At 73.0% G+C, this 15,395-nt stretch carries 15 protein-coding genes; 11 read left to right on the forward strand and 4 right to left on the reverse strand.

The window, feature by feature from the left end; all coding sequences use genetic code 11:
* Nucleotides 1–309: 309 nt before the first annotated feature.
* Complete coding sequence (locus tag ACIP4Z_RS20215; protein WP_391042974.1) at nt 310–918, forward strand: SPW repeat protein; 609 nt, start codon at nt 310–312, stop codon at nt 916–918.
* A gap of 173 nt (nt 919–1,091) precedes the next feature.
* Nucleotides 1,092–1,748, forward strand: coding sequence for a GNAT family N-acetyltransferase (locus ACIP4Z_RS20220; RefSeq protein WP_401309873.1), 657 nt, complete (start codon nt 1,092–1,094; stop codon nt 1,746–1,748).
* 201 nt (nt 1,749–1,949) lie between these two features.
* Here the strand turns inward: ACIP4Z_RS20220 and ACIP4Z_RS20225 are convergent, their stop codons facing one another.
* Entirely contained in the window at nt 1,950–3,611 is a 1,662-nt protein-coding gene (locus ACIP4Z_RS20225) for an MFS transporter (protein WP_391162574.1), read from the reverse strand.
* Nucleotides 3,612–3,729: 118 nt separating this feature from the next.
* Nucleotides 3,730–4,245, reverse strand: a complete 516-nt coding sequence (locus tag ACIP4Z_RS20230; protein ID WP_401309876.1) for a MarR family winged helix-turn-helix transcriptional regulator — start codon at nt 4,243–4,245, stop codon at nt 3,730–3,732.
* 48 nt (nt 4,246–4,293) lie between these two features.
* Here ACIP4Z_RS20230 and ACIP4Z_RS20235 point away from each other — a divergent pair, with 48 nt between their 5' ends.
* Together ACIP4Z_RS20235 and ACIP4Z_RS20240 are read left to right on the forward strand one after the other, a co-directional pair.
* Nucleotides 4,294–5,049: a dienelactone hydrolase family protein gene (locus ACIP4Z_RS20235; RefSeq protein ID WP_391042981.1), complete on the forward strand. Its 756-nt coding sequence runs from the start codon at nt 4,294–4,296 to the stop codon at nt 5,047–5,049.
* 2 nt (nt 5,050–5,051) lie between these two features.
* Nucleotides 5,052–5,318 carry a DUF6295 family protein gene (locus ACIP4Z_RS20240; RefSeq protein WP_355336387.1) on the forward strand — a complete coding sequence of 89 codons (267 nt, stop codon included), beginning with the start codon at nt 5,052–5,054 and terminating at the stop codon, nt 5,316–5,318.
* A gap of 88 nt (nt 5,319–5,406) precedes the next feature.
* Here the strand turns inward: ACIP4Z_RS20240 and ACIP4Z_RS20245 are convergent, their stop codons facing one another.
* On the reverse strand, nt 5,407–8,253 hold the full coding sequence (locus ACIP4Z_RS20245; protein ID WP_391162525.1) for a BTAD domain-containing putative transcriptional regulator: 2,847 nt from the start codon (nt 8,251–8,253) through the stop codon (nt 5,407–5,409).
* A gap of 728 nt (nt 8,254–8,981) precedes the next feature.
* On the opposite strand from ACIP4Z_RS20245, the gene ACIP4Z_RS20250 reads away from it, so the two are divergent.
* From ACIP4Z_RS20250 to ACIP4Z_RS20270, 5 genes are all read left to right on the forward strand, one after another.
* Nucleotides 8,982–9,500 carry a hypothetical protein gene (locus ACIP4Z_RS20250; RefSeq protein WP_401309881.1) on the forward strand — a complete coding sequence of 173 codons (519 nt, stop codon included), beginning with the start codon at nt 8,982–8,984 and terminating at the stop codon, nt 9,498–9,500.
* 91 nt (nt 9,501–9,591) lie between these two features.
* Nucleotides 9,592–10,101 carry a SigE family RNA polymerase sigma factor gene (locus ACIP4Z_RS20255; RefSeq protein ID WP_355336390.1) on the forward strand — a complete coding sequence of 170 codons (510 nt, stop codon included), beginning with the start codon at nt 9,592–9,594 and terminating at the stop codon, nt 10,099–10,101.
* A gap of 148 nt (nt 10,102–10,249) precedes the next feature.
* Nucleotides 10,250–11,122 (forward strand): hypothetical protein, encoded by an 873-nt coding sequence (locus ACIP4Z_RS20260; protein ID WP_401309884.1) that lies wholly within the window; start codon nt 10,250–10,252, stop codon nt 11,120–11,122.
* A 252-nt stretch (nt 11,123–11,374) separates the two neighbouring features.
* Nucleotides 11,375–11,656: a Sec-independent protein translocase subunit TatA gene (gene tatA / locus ACIP4Z_RS20265; RefSeq protein ID WP_355336392.1), complete on the forward strand. Its 282-nt coding sequence runs from the start codon at nt 11,375–11,377 to the stop codon at nt 11,654–11,656.
* Between the two features lie 199 nt (nt 11,657–11,855).
* Nucleotides 11,856–12,962, forward strand: coding sequence for a helix-turn-helix domain-containing protein (locus tag ACIP4Z_RS20270; protein WP_355336393.1), 1,107 nt, complete (start codon nt 11,856–11,858; stop codon nt 12,960–12,962).
* A gap of 198 nt (nt 12,963–13,160) precedes the next feature.
* Here the strand turns inward: ACIP4Z_RS20270 and ACIP4Z_RS20275 are convergent, their stop codons facing one another.
* A complete protein-coding gene (locus ACIP4Z_RS20275; protein WP_401309888.1) occupies nt 13,161–13,751 on the reverse strand; it encodes a MarR family winged helix-turn-helix transcriptional regulator in 591 nt (196 codons plus the stop codon).
* 98 nt (nt 13,752–13,849) lie between these two features.
* Between ACIP4Z_RS20275 and ACIP4Z_RS20280 the strand changes: the two genes are divergently transcribed.
* Together ACIP4Z_RS20280 and ACIP4Z_RS20285 are read left to right on the forward strand one after the other, a co-directional pair.
* Complete coding sequence (locus ACIP4Z_RS20280; protein WP_355336395.1) at nt 13,850–14,395, forward strand: YceI family protein; 546 nt, start codon at nt 13,850–13,852, stop codon at nt 14,393–14,395.
* 256 nt (nt 14,396–14,651) lie between these two features.
* A complete protein-coding gene (locus tag ACIP4Z_RS20285; RefSeq protein ID WP_355336396.1) occupies nt 14,652–15,374 on the forward strand; it encodes a hypothetical protein in 723 nt (240 codons plus the stop codon).
* The last annotated feature ends 21 nt before the right edge of the window (nt 15,375–15,395 follow it).

The following is a 15,395-nucleotide window of genomic DNA, read 5'->3' on the forward strand; positions in this document are numbered from 1 at the left end:
GCCGTGCGCCCCGGCCACCCCTCGCCCGCACCCCTCACCCGTGATCCGCCGGGTCCGAGGCCGTGCCGCCCCCGCCCGCACCCCTGCCCCGTGATTCGGTGAGGAAATCAGCGAGGAACGCCCTTGGGCGGTCGTCGCAAGGGTCCGGCGGGGGGCGGCAGGGCGATATGAGGAGATATGTACGCCATCCGAGTGGCCTGAGTGGTATCAGGCGATTTACGCTGTGTGAGGATGCGGCAGCTTCGGGGCGGAGACCCGAAGGACATCCGGTGGTAGAAGCGACTGCACTCAGCAAAGGAGGTGGCTGGAATGGCCACCGAATCGACCAACCCGACGACGGGAATCGATACCCACCCGGACCTGATGGCCCTTCGGGGCCGGTACGAGGAAGCGGCGGCGAAGCCATGGGCCGGTCTCGTTGAAGGTCTGGCCCTGCTGGCCGGGCTTTACCTGGCGATCTCGCCGTGGGTGGCCGGATTCACCGGCTTCCACGCTCTCACCGTGACCAACCTGATCCTCGGCATCGCCCTGGCCGTCCTGGCCCTGGGCTTCGGCTCCGTCCTGGAACGTACGCACGGACTGGGCTGGGCCGCCGTGGTGATCGGCGCGTTCACGATCGTCGCACCCTGGGTGGTGTCCGGTAGCCCCCACGTGCACAAGACCATCCTCAGCAACGTGATCACCGGAGCGGTGATCTGCCTGGTCGGACTCGCCACGATGGGCATGGGCATGCTCGGCCGTAGCCGGTCCAGGAGCCGCGGGCTCCCGGCCGGCGGCGGCCGGATGGGCTCGGACCGCGCGGAGCGCGGCTTCAGCTCGGACCGCGCGATGAGCACGGACCGCGGTGCGCGTTCCGACCGTGGGCTGGGCGCCGAGCGGAGGATCGACCCCGAGCGAAGGATCGATCCCGAGCGCTGATCCGGTACTGAGTCCGGAGCACCGACTCCGGAACCCGGTGGTACGGACGACCGCGAGGCCGCCCGTACCACCTTCACGTACCATCCGCCCCACCTACCACTCCTGAGCGCTGTTGTGAAGGGCTCGGGGAACTGAGATGCCGTGCGCTGTCCGTATGAGTGACAATGCGCCGTATGAAGATCGGCACCGACGGTGAACTCCCCGCCCCCGAGCGGGATTTGGGCTCGGACCCGGCTGTCTCGGACCCGGCTGTCTCAGGCCCGGCCGCCCCGGACCCGGCCGCCTCGGACTCGGCCCCCGACGTGATCGTGCGCCGCGCGACGGCCGCCGACGCGGACGCCCTCGTACGCCTCAGAGCCGTGATGCTCGACGCGATGGGCACGCGGGTCGGCGGGGACGACGCGCCGTGGCGGGCGCGGGCCCGTACGTGGTTCACCGAACGCCTCGCCGCCACGGGCGAGTTCGCCGCCTTCGTCGTGGACGACCCCGAACTGGGCGTGGTGAGCAACGCGGTGGGCGCCTGCGACCGGCACGCACCGGGCCCGACCAACCTCAGCGGTCTGCACGGCCACATCTCCAACGTCTGCACCGACCCGCGCCGCCTGCGCCGCGGTTACGCGCGGGCCTGCATGGAGGCGGTGCTCGACTGGTTCGCCGACGAGACCCAGGCGCGGGTGATCAACCTCAACGCGACCGCGGACGGCGCCGGTCTCTACACCGGCCTCGGCTTCGCGACCCCGCCGCACCCCGCCCTCCAGGTCCGCCTCGACGGCACCATCGCGCCGGTCCCTGTCATTCGTCAGGAGCGGACCGGGCCCGGCCTCTCCTAGCGTCAGGCGGTGACGGCGGCCGGCGGGACCCGGCCGCCGACACGACGGCCGGCGGGGGTCCGGCCGCGGACGGAGGGACATCACCATGCGCAGGATCACGCGGGGCGCCGCCGCGCTCGCAGCTCTGCTGGCAGTACAACGGCGGCGACTGCCGGATCACCCTGGAGCTGAACGACCACTGGTCGTACAACCTCACCCCGGTCAACTCGATCGTCTTGAACCGGCCCTGACCTGGGGCGGCGTGGCCTCGGCCGTCACCGCCCGCGTCGCGGGTCCACCGCGCAGCAGCGACGCGGTGGCGGCCAGCAGGCCCATCCCGGCCGCCGTCGCGAAGACGATCACCAGCCCGTGGTGGAAGGGCGCCGAGATCAGGTGCGGGAAGAACTCCTTCCCGGTCAGCACCGCCCTGTTGTGCGCGGGCAGCGTGTCCAGCACACCGGTCGGCCCGAGCAGCGTCTGCACCGGGTTGACCCCGAGGAAGGCCGAGAAGACCGTCGAGACCGGCGGCAGCGACGCCGCGTGGTGGGCCACGTCCGGGGGCACGCCCTGCGCCCGCAGCCCGCTGTCCAGCGCCGACGGCAGCCGGTCGGCCAGGCCCGCGATCAGCAGCGAGAAGAACACCCCGATCGACAGCGACATCCCGGAGTTCTGGAACGTCGAGCGCATCCCGGACGCCGCGCCGCGGTCGGTGGCGGGCACGCTGCTCATGATCGCCGAGGTGTTCGGCGCGGAGAACATCCCCGAGCCGATCCCGTTGCACATGATCAGCAGCGCGAACGCCCAGTACGAGAACGTGATCGGCAGCAGGAGCAGGCCGACGAAGCTGAGCGAGAAGACCAGCAGACCGCCGGTGGTGAACGCCCGTACGCCGTACCGGTCGGACAGCCACCCGCACAGCGGCCCCGCGATCAGGAACCCGGCGGTCAGCGGCAGCAGGAAGATCCCGGCCCACAGCGGCGCGTCGTCGAACGCGTAGCCGTGCAGCGGCAGCCAGATGCCCTGGAGCCAGATGATCAGCATGAACTGGAGGCCGCCGCGGGCGACCGCCGCCAGCAGCGAGGCCGCGTTCCCCGCGGCGAAGGCGCGGCTGCGGAACAGCGCGAGCCGGAACATCGGCTGCGCCACCCGCGTCTCGACGACCACGAAGACGATGAGCAGCACGACGCCGGAGATCAGCCCGGTCAGCACCTTCGGGCTCAGCCAGCCCATGGTGTGGCCGCCGTAGGGCTGGATGCCGTAGGTGATGGAGACCAGCAGCAGACCGAGGCCGACGGCGAAGGTGAGATTGCCCCACCAGTCGATACGGGACTGCCTGCGCGTGGAGGTCTCGCGCAGCGAGCGGTAGGCCCACACGGTGCCGAGGATGCCGAACGGCAGATTGACCCAGAACACCGCCCGCCAGTCCCACGCCGACAGCAGCCCGCCCAGCACCAGGCCGACGAACTGGCCGGACAGCGCCGAGATCTGGTTGATGCCCAGCGCCATGCCGCGCTGCTCGGCGGGGAAGGCGTCGGTGATGATCGCGGCGGAGTTCGCCATCAGCATGGAGCCGCCCACGGCCTGGACGATCCGCCAGCAGATCAGCCACATCGCGCCCGCGCCGCCGTGCGCGGGGTCGAAGGAGAGCGCGACCGAGGCGAGGGTGAAGACGACGAAGCCGAGGTTGTAGATCCGCACCCGGCCGACGATGTCGCCGAGCCGCCCGAGGGTGACCACCAGGACCGCGGTGACCAGCAGATACCCCATGATCATCCACAGCAGGTAGCTGATGTTCCCGGCCGCGAACGGGTCCAGGTGGATGCCGCGGAAGATCGCGGGCATCGAGATGATCACGATCGAGGAGTCCACGGTCGCCATGAACATCCCGAGGCTGGTGTTCGACAGCGCGATCCACTTGTAGCGGTCGGGGCGGGGGCCCGCGGGGCCGGGACCGGGCGGGGCGGCGCGGGCGGGTATGTCCGAGGGGTCGGGCTCCGCGGGGTCAGACACGGCGGGTGATCCTCTCCAGCAGGGGAATCGCGTCGGCCAGCAGCCGCTGCTCCTCGGGGGTCAGCTCCTCGTCGATCGCGCGGGCCAGACGGCGGGCGCGCTCGGCGCGGGCGCCGTGCAGGCCGTCGAGACCGGCCTGGCTGAGGGAGACGACGATGCGGCGGCCGTCGGACGGGTCGGGGTCGCGGACGACCAGGCCGCGCTCCTGGAGCACGCCGATGATCGTGCACATCGACTGCGGCCTGATGCCCTCGCCCGCGGCCAGCTCCGTCGCGGTGGCCGGGCCCTCCCGGTCCAGCCGGACCATGGCCGAGATCTGCGAGAAGGTCAGCTCCCCGTCCGGCTTCACCTGCCGCAGCCGCCGCACCAGCGGGCTCAGTGCCACGCGCAGGTCCACCGCGATGCGTCCGGCCTCGGCCGGACGACCCGGACCGGCCGGGTCGTCCGGGCTCGCCGCCGTACCGGTCGCGTCGGCCGCGGTGCCAGCCGCGTCGCTGCTGGTCGTCATGATGATCAGTATAAACTTATCAGTCCAGGCTTATGGTATAGCTGGCGCATGACTGTTTCCCCCAGCGGTTCGCTGACCGCCACCACCGTCACGATCACCGGCCACGGCGGCGACGAGATCGAGGCGTACGTGGCCCGACCGGAGGGCGACCACCGCCGCGGCGGTGTCGTCGTCATCCACCACCTGCCCGGATACGACCGCCCGACCAAGGAGATGACGCGGCGGTTCGCCGAGATGGGCTACGACGCCGTCTGCCCCAACCTCTTCCACCGCGAGGCCCCCGGCGCGGCCCCCGACGACGCCGCCGCGGTCGGCCGCGCCAACGGCGGGGTTCCGGACGAGCGGCTGGTCGGCGACGTCGAGGGCGCGGTCGCGTACCTGCGCGCCCTGCCCACCTCCAACGGCAAGGCCGGCGTCATCGGCCACTGCTCGGGCGGCCGTCAGGCCGTGCTCAGCGCCTGCCACCTCGACGTGGACGCCGCCGTCGACTGCTACGGCGCCTTCGTCACCGGCACCGTCCCCGAGGGCTTCGTCCTGCGCATCACCAACCTCGTCGACCAGCTCCCCGGCCTCCGCGCCCCGCTGCTCGGCCTGTTCGGCGCCGCCGACAGCCACCCCAGCCCCGCCGAGGTCGCCGAGCTGGAGCGCATCCTCACCGACCTCGGCAAGGAGTACGAGTTCCACAGCTACGAGGGCGCCGGGCACGGCTTCTTCGCCGTCGACCGCCCCAACTACAACGTGCCCGCCGTCCAGGACGGCTGGGAGCGCATCGCGGACTTCTACGGCAAGCACCTGGAGGGCTGACCATGTGCACGTACTCCACCGTCAAGGCCGAGGTCGAGGGCAGCGCCAAGGGGCCGGGCGGCTCCTGGTTCCACGTCACCGACGTGACCGTCTACTTCGACCACCCCGTGCACGCGCTGGCCGAGCACACCCTGAACATCGACTTCGCCGCCCCCGCCAAGGGGCCTTCGGCCCGCGTCGCCCTGGAGCTGACCGCGGACTCCGCGCGGGCGCTGATCACCGCGATCCAGGACGCGCTGGCGGCGGTGCCGCGCGAGATGGCCGTCTGACCACCGGGCCCGCGGGCCCAAGGCCCTTGCCGCGCGGCGGAGTTCGGGCCGGGCGCCCGGCCCCGCTGTTACGCGACCCCGTCCTCTGTTACGCGACCCCGTCCTCGCTCTGCCGCACGCACGCCGACTCGCACGCGTCCAGTCGCGCCAGGCCCGCCAGTATCGTCCGCGCCTTCGCCTCCAGGCGGTAGGTGCGGGCGAGTTCCAGGGCCCGGTCCCAGTGCTTGCGGGCGGAGGCGGGGTCGCCGCGCTCGAAGTGCGTACGGGCCAGCACCTCCAGGGTGTCGGCCGCCGTACCGCGGTCCCCGAGCCGGTCCAGGATCGCGACCGTCTCCTCCAGCGCCGCGACCGCCTCGTCGTACCGGCCCACGGTGCGCAGCGCCTCGCCGAGGCTGGTGAGGCTGCGCGCCGTGCTGGTCAGCAGCCCGCGCTCGCGCCACATCCCCAACGCCCGCCGGTAGCAGGCGATCGCGGCGGCCGGGTCGCCCGCGCCCAGGTGCGCGTCACCGAGATTGCCCAGCACGGTCGCGACCCGGTCGGCGTCGCCCACCGCGTAATGCAGGTCGAGCGACTGCCTGCCGTACTCCAGCGCGAGATCGTGGTCGCCCAGCGCGTGGTGCAGCCCCGAGAGGTTGTTGAGGATCGCCGCCTGCCCCTGGAGGTCGCCCGCCGCCTCGAAGTACCGCCGGGCGACGCCCAGATGCTCAAGGCACGGGTCCACCCGGTCGGCCATGCCGTGCGCGACGCCGAGCCTGCTGTGCATCCACGCCCGGCCCTGGACGTCCCCGGTCTCCTCCACGCAGGCCATCGCCTCCTGGAGGCACAGGTCCCACTCACCGGTCCACCAGTACGCCTGCGCGTAGCCGAACAGACCCGCCGCCAGCCGCCACGCCACGTCGGGCCAGCGGCGCGCCGCCGCCAGCCGTATCGCCTCCTTGATCGCGGGCAGCTCCTTGACGCACCACCGCAGCGCGGCCTCCTCGCTGTCGAACTCCAGCGGGGGCACGGCCGGTTGTTCGTGCAGCGGCGGTATCGGATGGCCCTCGGGCGCGAGCAGGGCCGCGGTCCCGGCGACCGTGACCGTGTACCAGACCAGCAGGCGGCGCAGGCCGTTCTCGCGGACCCGCGGCGGCACCTCCTCGGCGGCGCGGGTCGCCGCGTACTCGCCCAGCAGATCGTGGAAGGAGTAGTGGCCGGCCCGCGGAGTCTGCAACAGGTGCGTGTCGACCAGCGCTTCGAGCAGGTCCTCGGCCGGGGCGGGGTCGCGGCCGATCAGCGCGGCGGCCGGGACGAGGTCCAGCGGGTGGCCTGGCCACAGGCCCAACAGCCGGAAGGCGCGGGCCGCTTCGCGCTCGGCGGCCTGCGGGCTGTCACGCATCGCGAGATAGCTCATCGCGAAGGTGTCCTGCACGGCCAGGCCGCCCGCGGACAGCGCGTGCAGCCGGTCGCCCGCGCCGTCCAGCCGCTCCGCCAGCGCGGTCAGCGGCCAGTTGGGGCGGGCCGCCAACCGGGCGCCCGCTATGCGCAGCGCCAGCGGCAGTCCGCCGCAGGCCGCCAACACCCCTGCCGCCGCCGCCGGTTCGGCCGCCACCCGCTGCTGCCCGCACACCGCGACCAGCAGCCGGTGCTGCTCCTCCGCGCCCAGCGGCTCCAGCGGCAGCCGTACCGCTCCGGGCAGATCCGCCAGCGTCCTGCGGCTCGTCACGATCACCGCGCTGTCGCCGCGGCCCGGCAGCAGCGGCACCACCTGCGCCGCGTCGCCCGCGTTGTCCAGCACCAGCAGCACCCGGCGGCCGTGCAGCGCCTGCCGCAGCAGCGCCGACAGGTCGTCCGGGTCGTCCGGCAGCGGCAGCGCGCCGCCGGTGCCCGGCGCGCCGCCGTCGGCCAGATCGCCCAGGAACCGGGCCAGCAGGTCGCGCGGGCGGCGCGCGTCACCCGCGCCGAAGCCGCGCAGGTCGGCGTAGAGCACGCCGTCGGGGAAGTCGCAGCGCGCCCGGTGCGCCGCGTGCACCGCGAGCGCCGTCTTGCCTATGCCGCCCATGCCGGTGACGACCGCCACGCGCGGGGCGTCCGGGTCGCAGGGGCGTATCACCCCGAGCAGCGCGGCCAGTTCGTCCGTACGGCCGGTGAAGTCGCCGGTGTCGGCCGGGAGTTGAGCCGGGGGAGTGGACGGCTGGGATTCCTGCGGGGCCGCTTCGTCCTCGGGGGCCGCCAGGATCTCGCGGTACGCGGCCTGCACCGAGGGGCCCGGCTCCACGCCCAACTCGTCGACCAGCGTGCGGCGCAGGTCGTGGAAGGCGGCAAGTGCCTCCGCCTGCCGGTGCGTTCGGTGCAGGGCCAGCATCCACTGGCGGTGGAACGGCTCGCGCAGCGGATGCGCCGCCGTCAGCGCCGCCAATTCCGCCGCCATTCCCTGATGGCGGCCCAGCGCCAACTCCGCGTCGAACCGCCACTCCAGGGTCTGGAGCCGGGCTTCCGCCAAATGCGCCGCGTACGCCCGCAGCGGGTCCGACAGCGCCGGTACGTCCGCCAGCGGGTCGCCGCGCCACAGCGCCAGTGCCGCCCGGCACTCGGCCAGCACCGCCGGCCAGTCCCCGTCCCGGTGCGCCGCCCGCGCCGCCGCGTGATGCCGTACGAACACCTCGGCGTCCAGCTCGCCGACCGCCACGTCCAGTACGTAGCCCTGCGGGACCGCCCGCAGGCGCGAACCCGGGCGGTCGTCCTCGGCCAACAGCCGTCGTAGCCGGGCCACATGATTGTGCAGCGACGCCGTCGCCGTCGGCGGGGGCTCCTCGCCCCACATCGCCGCCTTCAGGGCCTCCGGGCGCACCGCCCGGCCCGGACTGCTCAACAGCGCGGCCAGCAGTGCCCGCGCCTTCGCCGAGCCGACGCCGCCACCCTCCACGGTCACAGCTCCGAGCAGCTCGAACCGCATCCGTGGCCCTCTCTGGCCGTTCCCCCGAACGGCGCGTTAGCCCCATGTTAGCGGCCGGTTGGCGCCCCCCTCCATGCTTGACCTCCGGGTCCGGCCCGGCGGCGCGGGTGGGTCCATCCACCGCCGCAACGGGGGCGCGGCACGCCGCGGCCGGACCCGACCACTTCGCCCCCTCCCGCCCTCCGGGCGCGGGAAGACCGCCTCGCCTCTCCGCAAGGCCGTGCCCCTGCGTACGCCGCAGATGCGGTCGCCTTCGGGCCGGCAGCCCGGTGGGGGCGTGTCGCGCAGTTCCCCGCGCCCCTGAAATCCCCCGCCTCGCGCAAGGCCAGCGGCCCTCGTCCTCATCCGCGAGGGCTTGTGCCCCTGGTGGGGCGGACCGTTTTTTGCCCAGGGCGGCACGCCGATCTTTTAGGGGCGCGGGGAACTGCGCGCTCAGCCACGGCGGTGGCGCGGGTGAAGAACCGGCCCCAGTGGGGCAGATGCGGTTGTTTTCGGGCTGGCAGCCCGGTGGGGGCTTGTCGCGCAGTTCCCCGCGCCCCTCAAAAGATCGGCGTGCCGCCCTGGGCAAAGGGCGCTGTCCGGGGGCGCGGGCCGGGAAGGATCGGGGGCCGTCCTCAGAAAAAGGGTGTCGTCCGGGGGCGCGGGCCGGGAAAGATCGGGGGGCCCACAGCGGGAGCGTGTCAGTGGGGTGTGGGCGGCGTGTCAGTGGGCGGGGGGAGGGTGGGGGCATGGAGAAGACGGTGGGCGGGGAGAGAGCGGCAGCGAAGGCGGCGGCGTTCGGGAAATTCGTGGTGTGCGGCGGAGGCGTCGGCCTGCTGTCGAGCGCCGTGCTGGTGGCGGCGGCGGGCCACGCCCCGTTCGCGTTGGTGAACGCGTTGGTCACCGTGGTGTCGACCCTGCTGGCGACGGAGCTGCACCACCGGATCACGTTCAGGTCCGCCGAAGGCGGATGGGCGGGGTGGCGGGTGCACAGCAAGTCGGCGCTGACGCTGCTCGGGGCATACCTGTTCACGACGGCGGCCGTCCTGACGCTGGACCACGCGCACCCGCACCCGGGCGCCCTGCTGGCGCAGGCCGTGTACCTGGGGGCCTCCGCCCTGGCGGGCATCGCCCGCTTCGCGACGCTGCGCCTTCTGGTCTTCCCCACCCGGAACCCGGCCCGCGAGGGCACCCGCGAGGCCGCCCGCGAGGCCGCCCGCGAGGCCGCGAAGCCGCTGGACCGGGACGGTGTGGCGGCAGCCGCGTAACGGCCCGGAGACGTCCCCGGGCGCCCCGTAACATTCCCCGTTCCCCGCCGCGTCGAAGAGGTGAAGGGTCGGACGGGGGAAGGGGAGCGGGATGCGAGAGGGGGAGACGGCGGCGTATCTGGAGTTCGCGGCGGTCCGCGCGAGCCACCTGTACCGGTCGGCCTGTCTGCTCGCCAGCGGCGACACGCACCTGGCGGAGGACCTGGTCCAGGAGACGCTGGGCCGGATGTTCGTCGTCTGGGGCCGGATGGCGAAGGTGGGGAATCCGGCCGCGTACGCCCAGACGGTTCTGGTCCGCGCCTTCCTGACCCACCAGCGGCGGCGTAGCAGCAAGGAACGCCCGAGCGCGGAGCTGCCGGACAGCCCCACGCGGCACGGCGACGACGCGACGCTCAGGATCACGCTGCTCGACGCGCTCGGCCGGCTCTCGCCGAAGGACCGGGCGGTCCTGGTGCTGCGGTACTGGGAGGACCGCAGCATCGAGGAGACCGCCGAGGCCCTGCGCTCCACACCGGGAGCCATAAGGACCCGCACGGTACGCGCGCTCGCCCGGCTCAGGGCGGACCTCGGCGGCAGCCTCGCCGATCTCATCGCCCGCTGAGCCGCGTCGGCTGAGCCCCCCCCGTAACCGATAGCCGCCGAACGACCGAACGACCGAACGACCGACAGACCAACCGGCCGCACCCGTGGCCGTACCCCCCCCACGTAGACCGCATCCGTACACACCAAACCGAGACGGTGGTTCCGCCATGCCCATCGAACCGATCGAATTCGAAGACGAGCTGGGCGACGCGCTGCGCCGCACCGCCGACACGTTCCAGCCGGACGACTCCCGCGGCCTGGTCGCGCAGGGGCACGCGCACGGCCGCAGACTGCGCCGCAGGCGTACGGCCGCGATCACCGCGGGCGTCGCGGCCTTCGCCCTGGTCGGGGTGGGCGGCGCGCTGGTCGGCGGCCTGGCCAAGGGCGACGGGGGCAGCGGGGTCGCGTCGGCGCCCACCAAGCCCGCGGTGTCGTCCGCGGCCTCGGACAAGGCGAGTTCCGCGGCGAAGCCGGCCAGGCCCGCGATGACGGCCAAGCAGGTGATGGACCTGTTCCTGGCGACGCTGCCCAAGGGTCATGTCACGAAGTCCACCTGGCCCAGCCGCGGCACCGAGGAGGGCATTCCGCTGGCGGCGGTCGTCTTCAACAAGGGGCTGGTGACGCTCGGCATCGGCGCGGGCGAGGCGGTGCCGTCGTGCCCGGACTTCCCCTCGCAGGACCCGGACACCTCGTGCACGTCGACGCACGTGCACGGCGGCACACTGACGATCTCCAAGGGCTTCGAGTACTCCGACCACCGGGCAGAGACCAAGGAGTGGTACGCGACCCTCGTCACACCCTCCGGCGCCGTGATCAGCCTGAGCGAGTGGAATTCCAGGGATGAGAAGGACGCCCCGATCTCACGTCCGAATCCGCCGCTCAGCTCGGCCCAGCTCGCCAAGATCGTCACCGACCCGCGCTGGCAGCGGGTGATCGACGCGCTGCCCGACCCGGACAAGGCGACCAGGGACAACGCGGCCACGGACCCGTCGGCGAAGGACAAGGCGTCCGCCCGCATGGCGGGCACGTACGGCGGCTGACACCGCCCCCCGCCCGGACGTTCCCCGACCCGTCTCCCGGCCCGTCCCCCGGTGCCTCGCAGGGCCTTCCCCCCGCCCCCTCCTCCGGTCCGCCGCCGACCGGACCGGGGGAAGGGGGGCTTCCCGTTCACAAGCTTTTTGCGCATGCTTTGAGTACCCGGGTGCCGTCGGCGACGGCTTTCGGGTGACAATGCGACAGTCGAAGCTGAAGTATTCGGCACAGTTGGCCCCCTGAAAGAAGCGAGGATCTCCATGTTGCGAAACGGGCTGGAGCCGTGGCACCTGATCGTGGTGGCGATCGTCGTCATCGTGCTGTTCGGTTCCAAGAAGCTGCCGGAGGCGGCCCGCGGACTCGGTAAGTCGATGCGCATCCTCAAGTCCGAGGCGAAGGCGATGAAGAGCGACGACACGGGGCCCGCGAGCCCCGAGCCGACCGCCACCGCCACCCCGGCGCCCGAGGCCATCACCCCGAGCGACGTCGTGACCGCGAGCGAGACGACCCCGACTCCGCAGCCGACGACCACGGCCAAGTAGCCGCCCCGCGCGCGGCGTTCACCGCCGCGTCCGCCGGGTATCCGGCCGAATCACCGCGAAGCGCCCGTCGGCCCCCCGCCGGACGCCGCTGGGACGCGGCCTGCCCCCGCCCCCCGTTTCCGGGATCCGGCAGCCTTGATACGTTCCTGATGTCCAGGAACCGGAAGGCCGGATCCGGTGGAGTGACGGGGGGCCAGGGGTGACCACGGGTACGGGCAGCGCCGCGGAAGCCGTACCGCCGGAGTTTCTGACCGGTTTTCCCGAAACGCTCGCCGAGGTCTCCCGCAGTTGCCGCCCGCTCAGCCGCGCCGAGCGCGAGAGCCGCCGCGCGCTGGGCGAGCAGGCGGCGGACTCCGGCATAGCCCTGCCGTCGCTGATCGGCACCCACCTCACGGCCGTCCGCGAGACCTGGCCCGTACTGCCCGGCGTGGCGGACGCCAGGAGCACCGCCGAGCTGCGGCAGGTCGGCGCCGCCGTACTGGCCGCCCTGGAGACCGGTGTCGCCGCCCTCGCCGAGGGCCACAGCCGGGCGCAGCGGCACTCGGTACGCCGCGCGGCCCTCGCCCGCCGCGCCTTCGTCGACGACCTGCTCTACGGCCGCAGCGACCCCGGCCGCCTCGCGGAACAGGCCGAGGGCTTCGGACTGCGGCTTGCGGGCCAGCACGTCGTGGCGGTCGCCGCGGCGCCCGAGGACGGGCCGTACGACGAGACGCACCCCGCGCTCAGCCGGGTCGAGCGCGAACTGGCGGGCCGCTTCGGCGACCACGACGCGCTGGTCGCGCCCAAGGACGGCCGGATGGTCTGCGTCGTGCCCGGCACGCAGCGCCAGGTGCTCGACGCCTTCGTGAAGACCGTCGCCGCGCCCAGGACCGCCGTCGGCCGCTCGCACAGCGGCGCCTCCGGCGTGGTCCGCTCGTACGAGGAAGCGCTCAGCGCCCTGGACCTCGCCGACCGGCTCGGCCTGGAGGCGACCGTGCTCAACGCGGCCGACCTGCTGGTCTTCCCGGTGCTGATGCGGGACCGCGCGGCGATGCTCGACCTGGTCAAGACGGTGCTCGGCCCGCTGGAGGAGGCGCGCGGCGGGGCGCTGCCGCTGCTGGAGACGATCACCGCGTACGCCGCCGCCGGGTACGTGAACGCCGAGGCCGCCCGGCGGCTCGACCTGAGCGTGCGCGCGCTGTCGTACCGGCTGGAACGTATCGCCGCCGTGACCGGCTTCGACCCGGACGACGCCTTGCAGCGCTACACCCTGGAGACGGCCGCGATGGGCGCGAGGCTGCTGGACTGGCCGACCAAACCGCTGTGAGCCGCGCGCCGACGCGGCGCGTGCGCTGACGTGGACGCGCACGCCCCAGTGAGGGCCGTGCCCACGCGGCGGGCGGGACGGTTCGGCGCGTGCGCTGACGTGGACGGGCGCGCCCGAGCCAGGGCCCTGCCCACGCGGCGGGCGGGACGGCTCGGCGGGTGCGCTGACGTGGCCGGTGTGCCGACGCGCGGGCCGGGGCTACGCGGCCGGCGGGGGCGGTGTCGCGCCGGTGGGTATCGCGGTCGCTCCGGCGGCGCGGGCGGCGGCCACTTCGGCGGCTTCCGCCTCCTGCGTCGGGCAGCTCCGGTCCTCCTCCGAGCGGGCCTCCTCGCACTCCGTCTTGAGCCCGGCGCTGATCGCCCGGCCCGCGTCGCGCAGCGTGGCCAGCTGCTCCGGGGTCAGGACGTCGAAAAGGTGCTCGCGGACGGCCGTCACATGCCCGGGGGCCGCCGCTTCCAGCGCGGCGAACCCGGCGTCGGTGAGCGTCGCCACCCAGCCGCGCCGGTCGCAGTCGGCGGGGCTGCGTACCACCCAGCCCTGTTTCTCCAGCGCGGACACCGCGTGCGAGAGGCGGCTGCGGGAGGACTGCGAGGCTTCCGCCAGCTCGCTCATCCGCAGGCTGCGCCCGGACGCCTCCGAGAGCCGCACCAGAATCTCGTAGTAGGCCATGGGCATGCCGGACTCGCGGCGGAGCTGGCGGTCGATATACGCCGAGAACTCCACGCTGGCGGTCATATACGCACGCCAGATCTCCTGCTCGTCGTCGCTCAGCCAGCGCACATCGTCCATGCCCACCAGCATACGGGTGGTTGAACTCTCAACACCATGGCGTTATGGTGGGTGAGCGCTCAACCAAATACCCCGGTTCACCGCTCAAGGAGCCCCACATGTCCTCCCAGACCGAAGTGATCGACGGCTACGTCGCCGGCAAGTGGACGATCGACGCGGTCCACTCCGATGTCTCCTTCTACGTCCGTCACCTCGGTGTCTCCAAGGTCCGCGGCAGCTTCGACAGCTTCGAGGGCACCATCGAGACCGCCGAGAACCCGGTGGACTCGAAGGTCTCCGCGGTGATCAAGACCACCTCGGTGAGCACCAACAACGAGATGCGCGACAACCACGTCCGCAGCGCGGACTTCCTGGACGTGGAGAAGTTCCCGGAGCTGACCTTCACCTCCACCGCGATCCGCCCCAAGACCTCCGAGCTGTTCGAGGTCGACGGCGACCTGACGCTGCACGGCGTCACCAAGACCGTCACCCTCCAGCTCGAACTGAACGGCTTCGGCACGGCCCCCCAGGGCCACGCCATCGCCGGTTTCTCGGCCGCCACCGAGATCAGCCGCAGCGACTTCGGCGTGACCGGCGGCGCCGCCGGCGCGGCCGTCAGCGACAAGATCCGCATCGCGCTGGAGATCGAGGCCGCCCAGGGCTGAGGCCCCCGCGCCCCGCCCTGCCACGGCACCGCAGATCACGCGTTCTCGCGCCTTCGCGCGGCGTATTCCACGGCTCCGGCCGCCCTCCGTACGGGTCACTCCGCGCGGACGGCGGCCGGAGCCGTTTCGGTTGCGGTCGGTTCAGGACGTGTAGACGCGGTGAAGACTGCCGGGAACCGGCAATGCGACAAAGGTTCCCGGACTGCGACAATCATCGCGGGGCGGGGGAGAGCCGCACAGGGGGGAGGTGTTGGGGATGGGGGAGTTCACCAGCATCGTTCTCGGCTTTCCGACCGTCCTGTTCGGCGGGGCCCTGGTGGTCGTGGTCTGCTTCTGGCTCGTTGTGCTCCTCGGGGGGGCCGATGCCAACGGACCCGGACACCACGGCCCCGACGCCGACTTCGGGGGCGCCGGACACGGCGGTCACGGCGGGCTCGACGCGCACGCGCACGACGCCCCGGACGGCGGCCACGAGGGCCACGGCGGACTCGGCGGCCTGCTGGCCGCCACGGGACTGGACGGCGTGCCCGTCACCGTCGTCTTCTCGCTGCTCACCGCGCTCGCCTGGTTCCTGAGCCTGGCCGGCTCCGCGGCGCTCGACGGCGCCGGCCCGCCGGGCCTGGTGCGCACGCTGCTGTCCTTCGCCGTCCTGTGCGGCGCCGTGATCGGCTCCTGGTCGCTGACCTGGGTGCTGGTCCGCCCACTGCGACGGCTCTTCCCGCACGAACGCCCGCCCTCACGCGAGGACTTCGTCGGGCAGCCCTGCGTGATCCGCACCGGACGCGTCACCGGCGCCTTCGGCCAGGCCGAGGTCACCTCGCCGGACGGCTCCACCGCGGTGGTCCAGGTCCGGCAGAGCGGTGAGGACAGGTACGCGGCGGGCAGCACCGCGCTGATCTACGCGTACGAGCCCGACGGCGAGTTCTTCTGGGTCGCGCCGTTCGACCCTTACGAACGCATCGGCCCCGCGACGGTCTGAGCGGTTCAACCCCTGAAGGCC

Source organism: Streptomyces sp. NPDC088910 (assembly GCF_044749865.1).
Taxonomy (GTDB): Bacteria; Actinomycetota; Actinomycetes; order Streptomycetales; family Streptomycetaceae; genus Actinacidiphila.

Excerpts from the sequence above, each read along its gene's own strand:
- ACIP4Z_RS20285 (WP_355336396.1), top strand. The coding sequence starts at position 14,652 with ATGGGGGAGTTCACCAGCATCGTTCTCGGCTTTCCGACCGTCCTGTTC.
- ACIP4Z_RS20255 (WP_355336390.1), top strand. The coding sequence starts at position 9,592 with ATGCGAGAGGGGGAGACGGCGGCGTATCTGGAGTTCGCGGCGGTCCGC.
- ACIP4Z_RS20280 (WP_355336395.1), top strand. The coding sequence starts at position 13,850 with ATGTCCTCCCAGACCGAAGTGATCGACGGCTACGTCGCCGGCAAGTGG.
- ACIP4Z_RS20245 (WP_391162525.1), bottom strand. The coding sequence starts at position 8,253 with ATGCGGTTCGAGCTGCTCGGAGCTGTGACCGTGGAGGGTGGCGGCGTC.
- ACIP4Z_RS20220 (WP_401309873.1), top strand. The coding sequence starts at position 1,092 with ATGAAGATCGGCACCGACGGTGAACTCCCCGCCCCCGAGCGGGATTTG.
- tatA (WP_355336392.1), top strand. The coding sequence starts at position 11,375 with ATGTTGCGAAACGGGCTGGAGCCGTGGCACCTGATCGTGGTGGCGATC.
- ACIP4Z_RS20275 (WP_401309888.1), bottom strand. The coding sequence starts at position 13,751 with ATGGACGATGTGCGCTGGCTGAGCGACGACGAGCAGGAGATCTGGCGT.
- ACIP4Z_RS20250 (WP_401309881.1), top strand. The coding sequence starts at position 8,982 with ATGGAGAAGACGGTGGGCGGGGAGAGAGCGGCAGCGAAGGCGGCGGCG.
- ACIP4Z_RS20260 (WP_401309884.1), top strand. The coding sequence starts at position 10,250 with ATGCCCATCGAACCGATCGAATTCGAAGACGAGCTGGGCGACGCGCTG.
- ACIP4Z_RS20240 (WP_355336387.1), top strand. The coding sequence starts at position 5,052 with ATGTGCACGTACTCCACCGTCAAGGCCGAGGTCGAGGGCAGCGCCAAG.
- ACIP4Z_RS20230 (WP_401309876.1), bottom strand. The coding sequence starts at position 4,245 with ATGACGACCAGCAGCGACGCGGCTGGCACCGCGGCCGACGCGACCGGT.
- ACIP4Z_RS20235 (WP_391042981.1), top strand. The coding sequence starts at position 4,294 with ATGACTGTTTCCCCCAGCGGTTCGCTGACCGCCACCACCGTCACGATC.
- ACIP4Z_RS20215 (WP_391042974.1), top strand. The coding sequence starts at position 310 with ATGGCCACCGAATCGACCAACCCGACGACGGGAATCGATACCCACCCG.
- ACIP4Z_RS20225 (WP_391162574.1), bottom strand. The coding sequence starts at position 3,611 with ATGTTCATGGCGACCGTGGACTCCTCGATCGTGATCATCTCGATGCCC.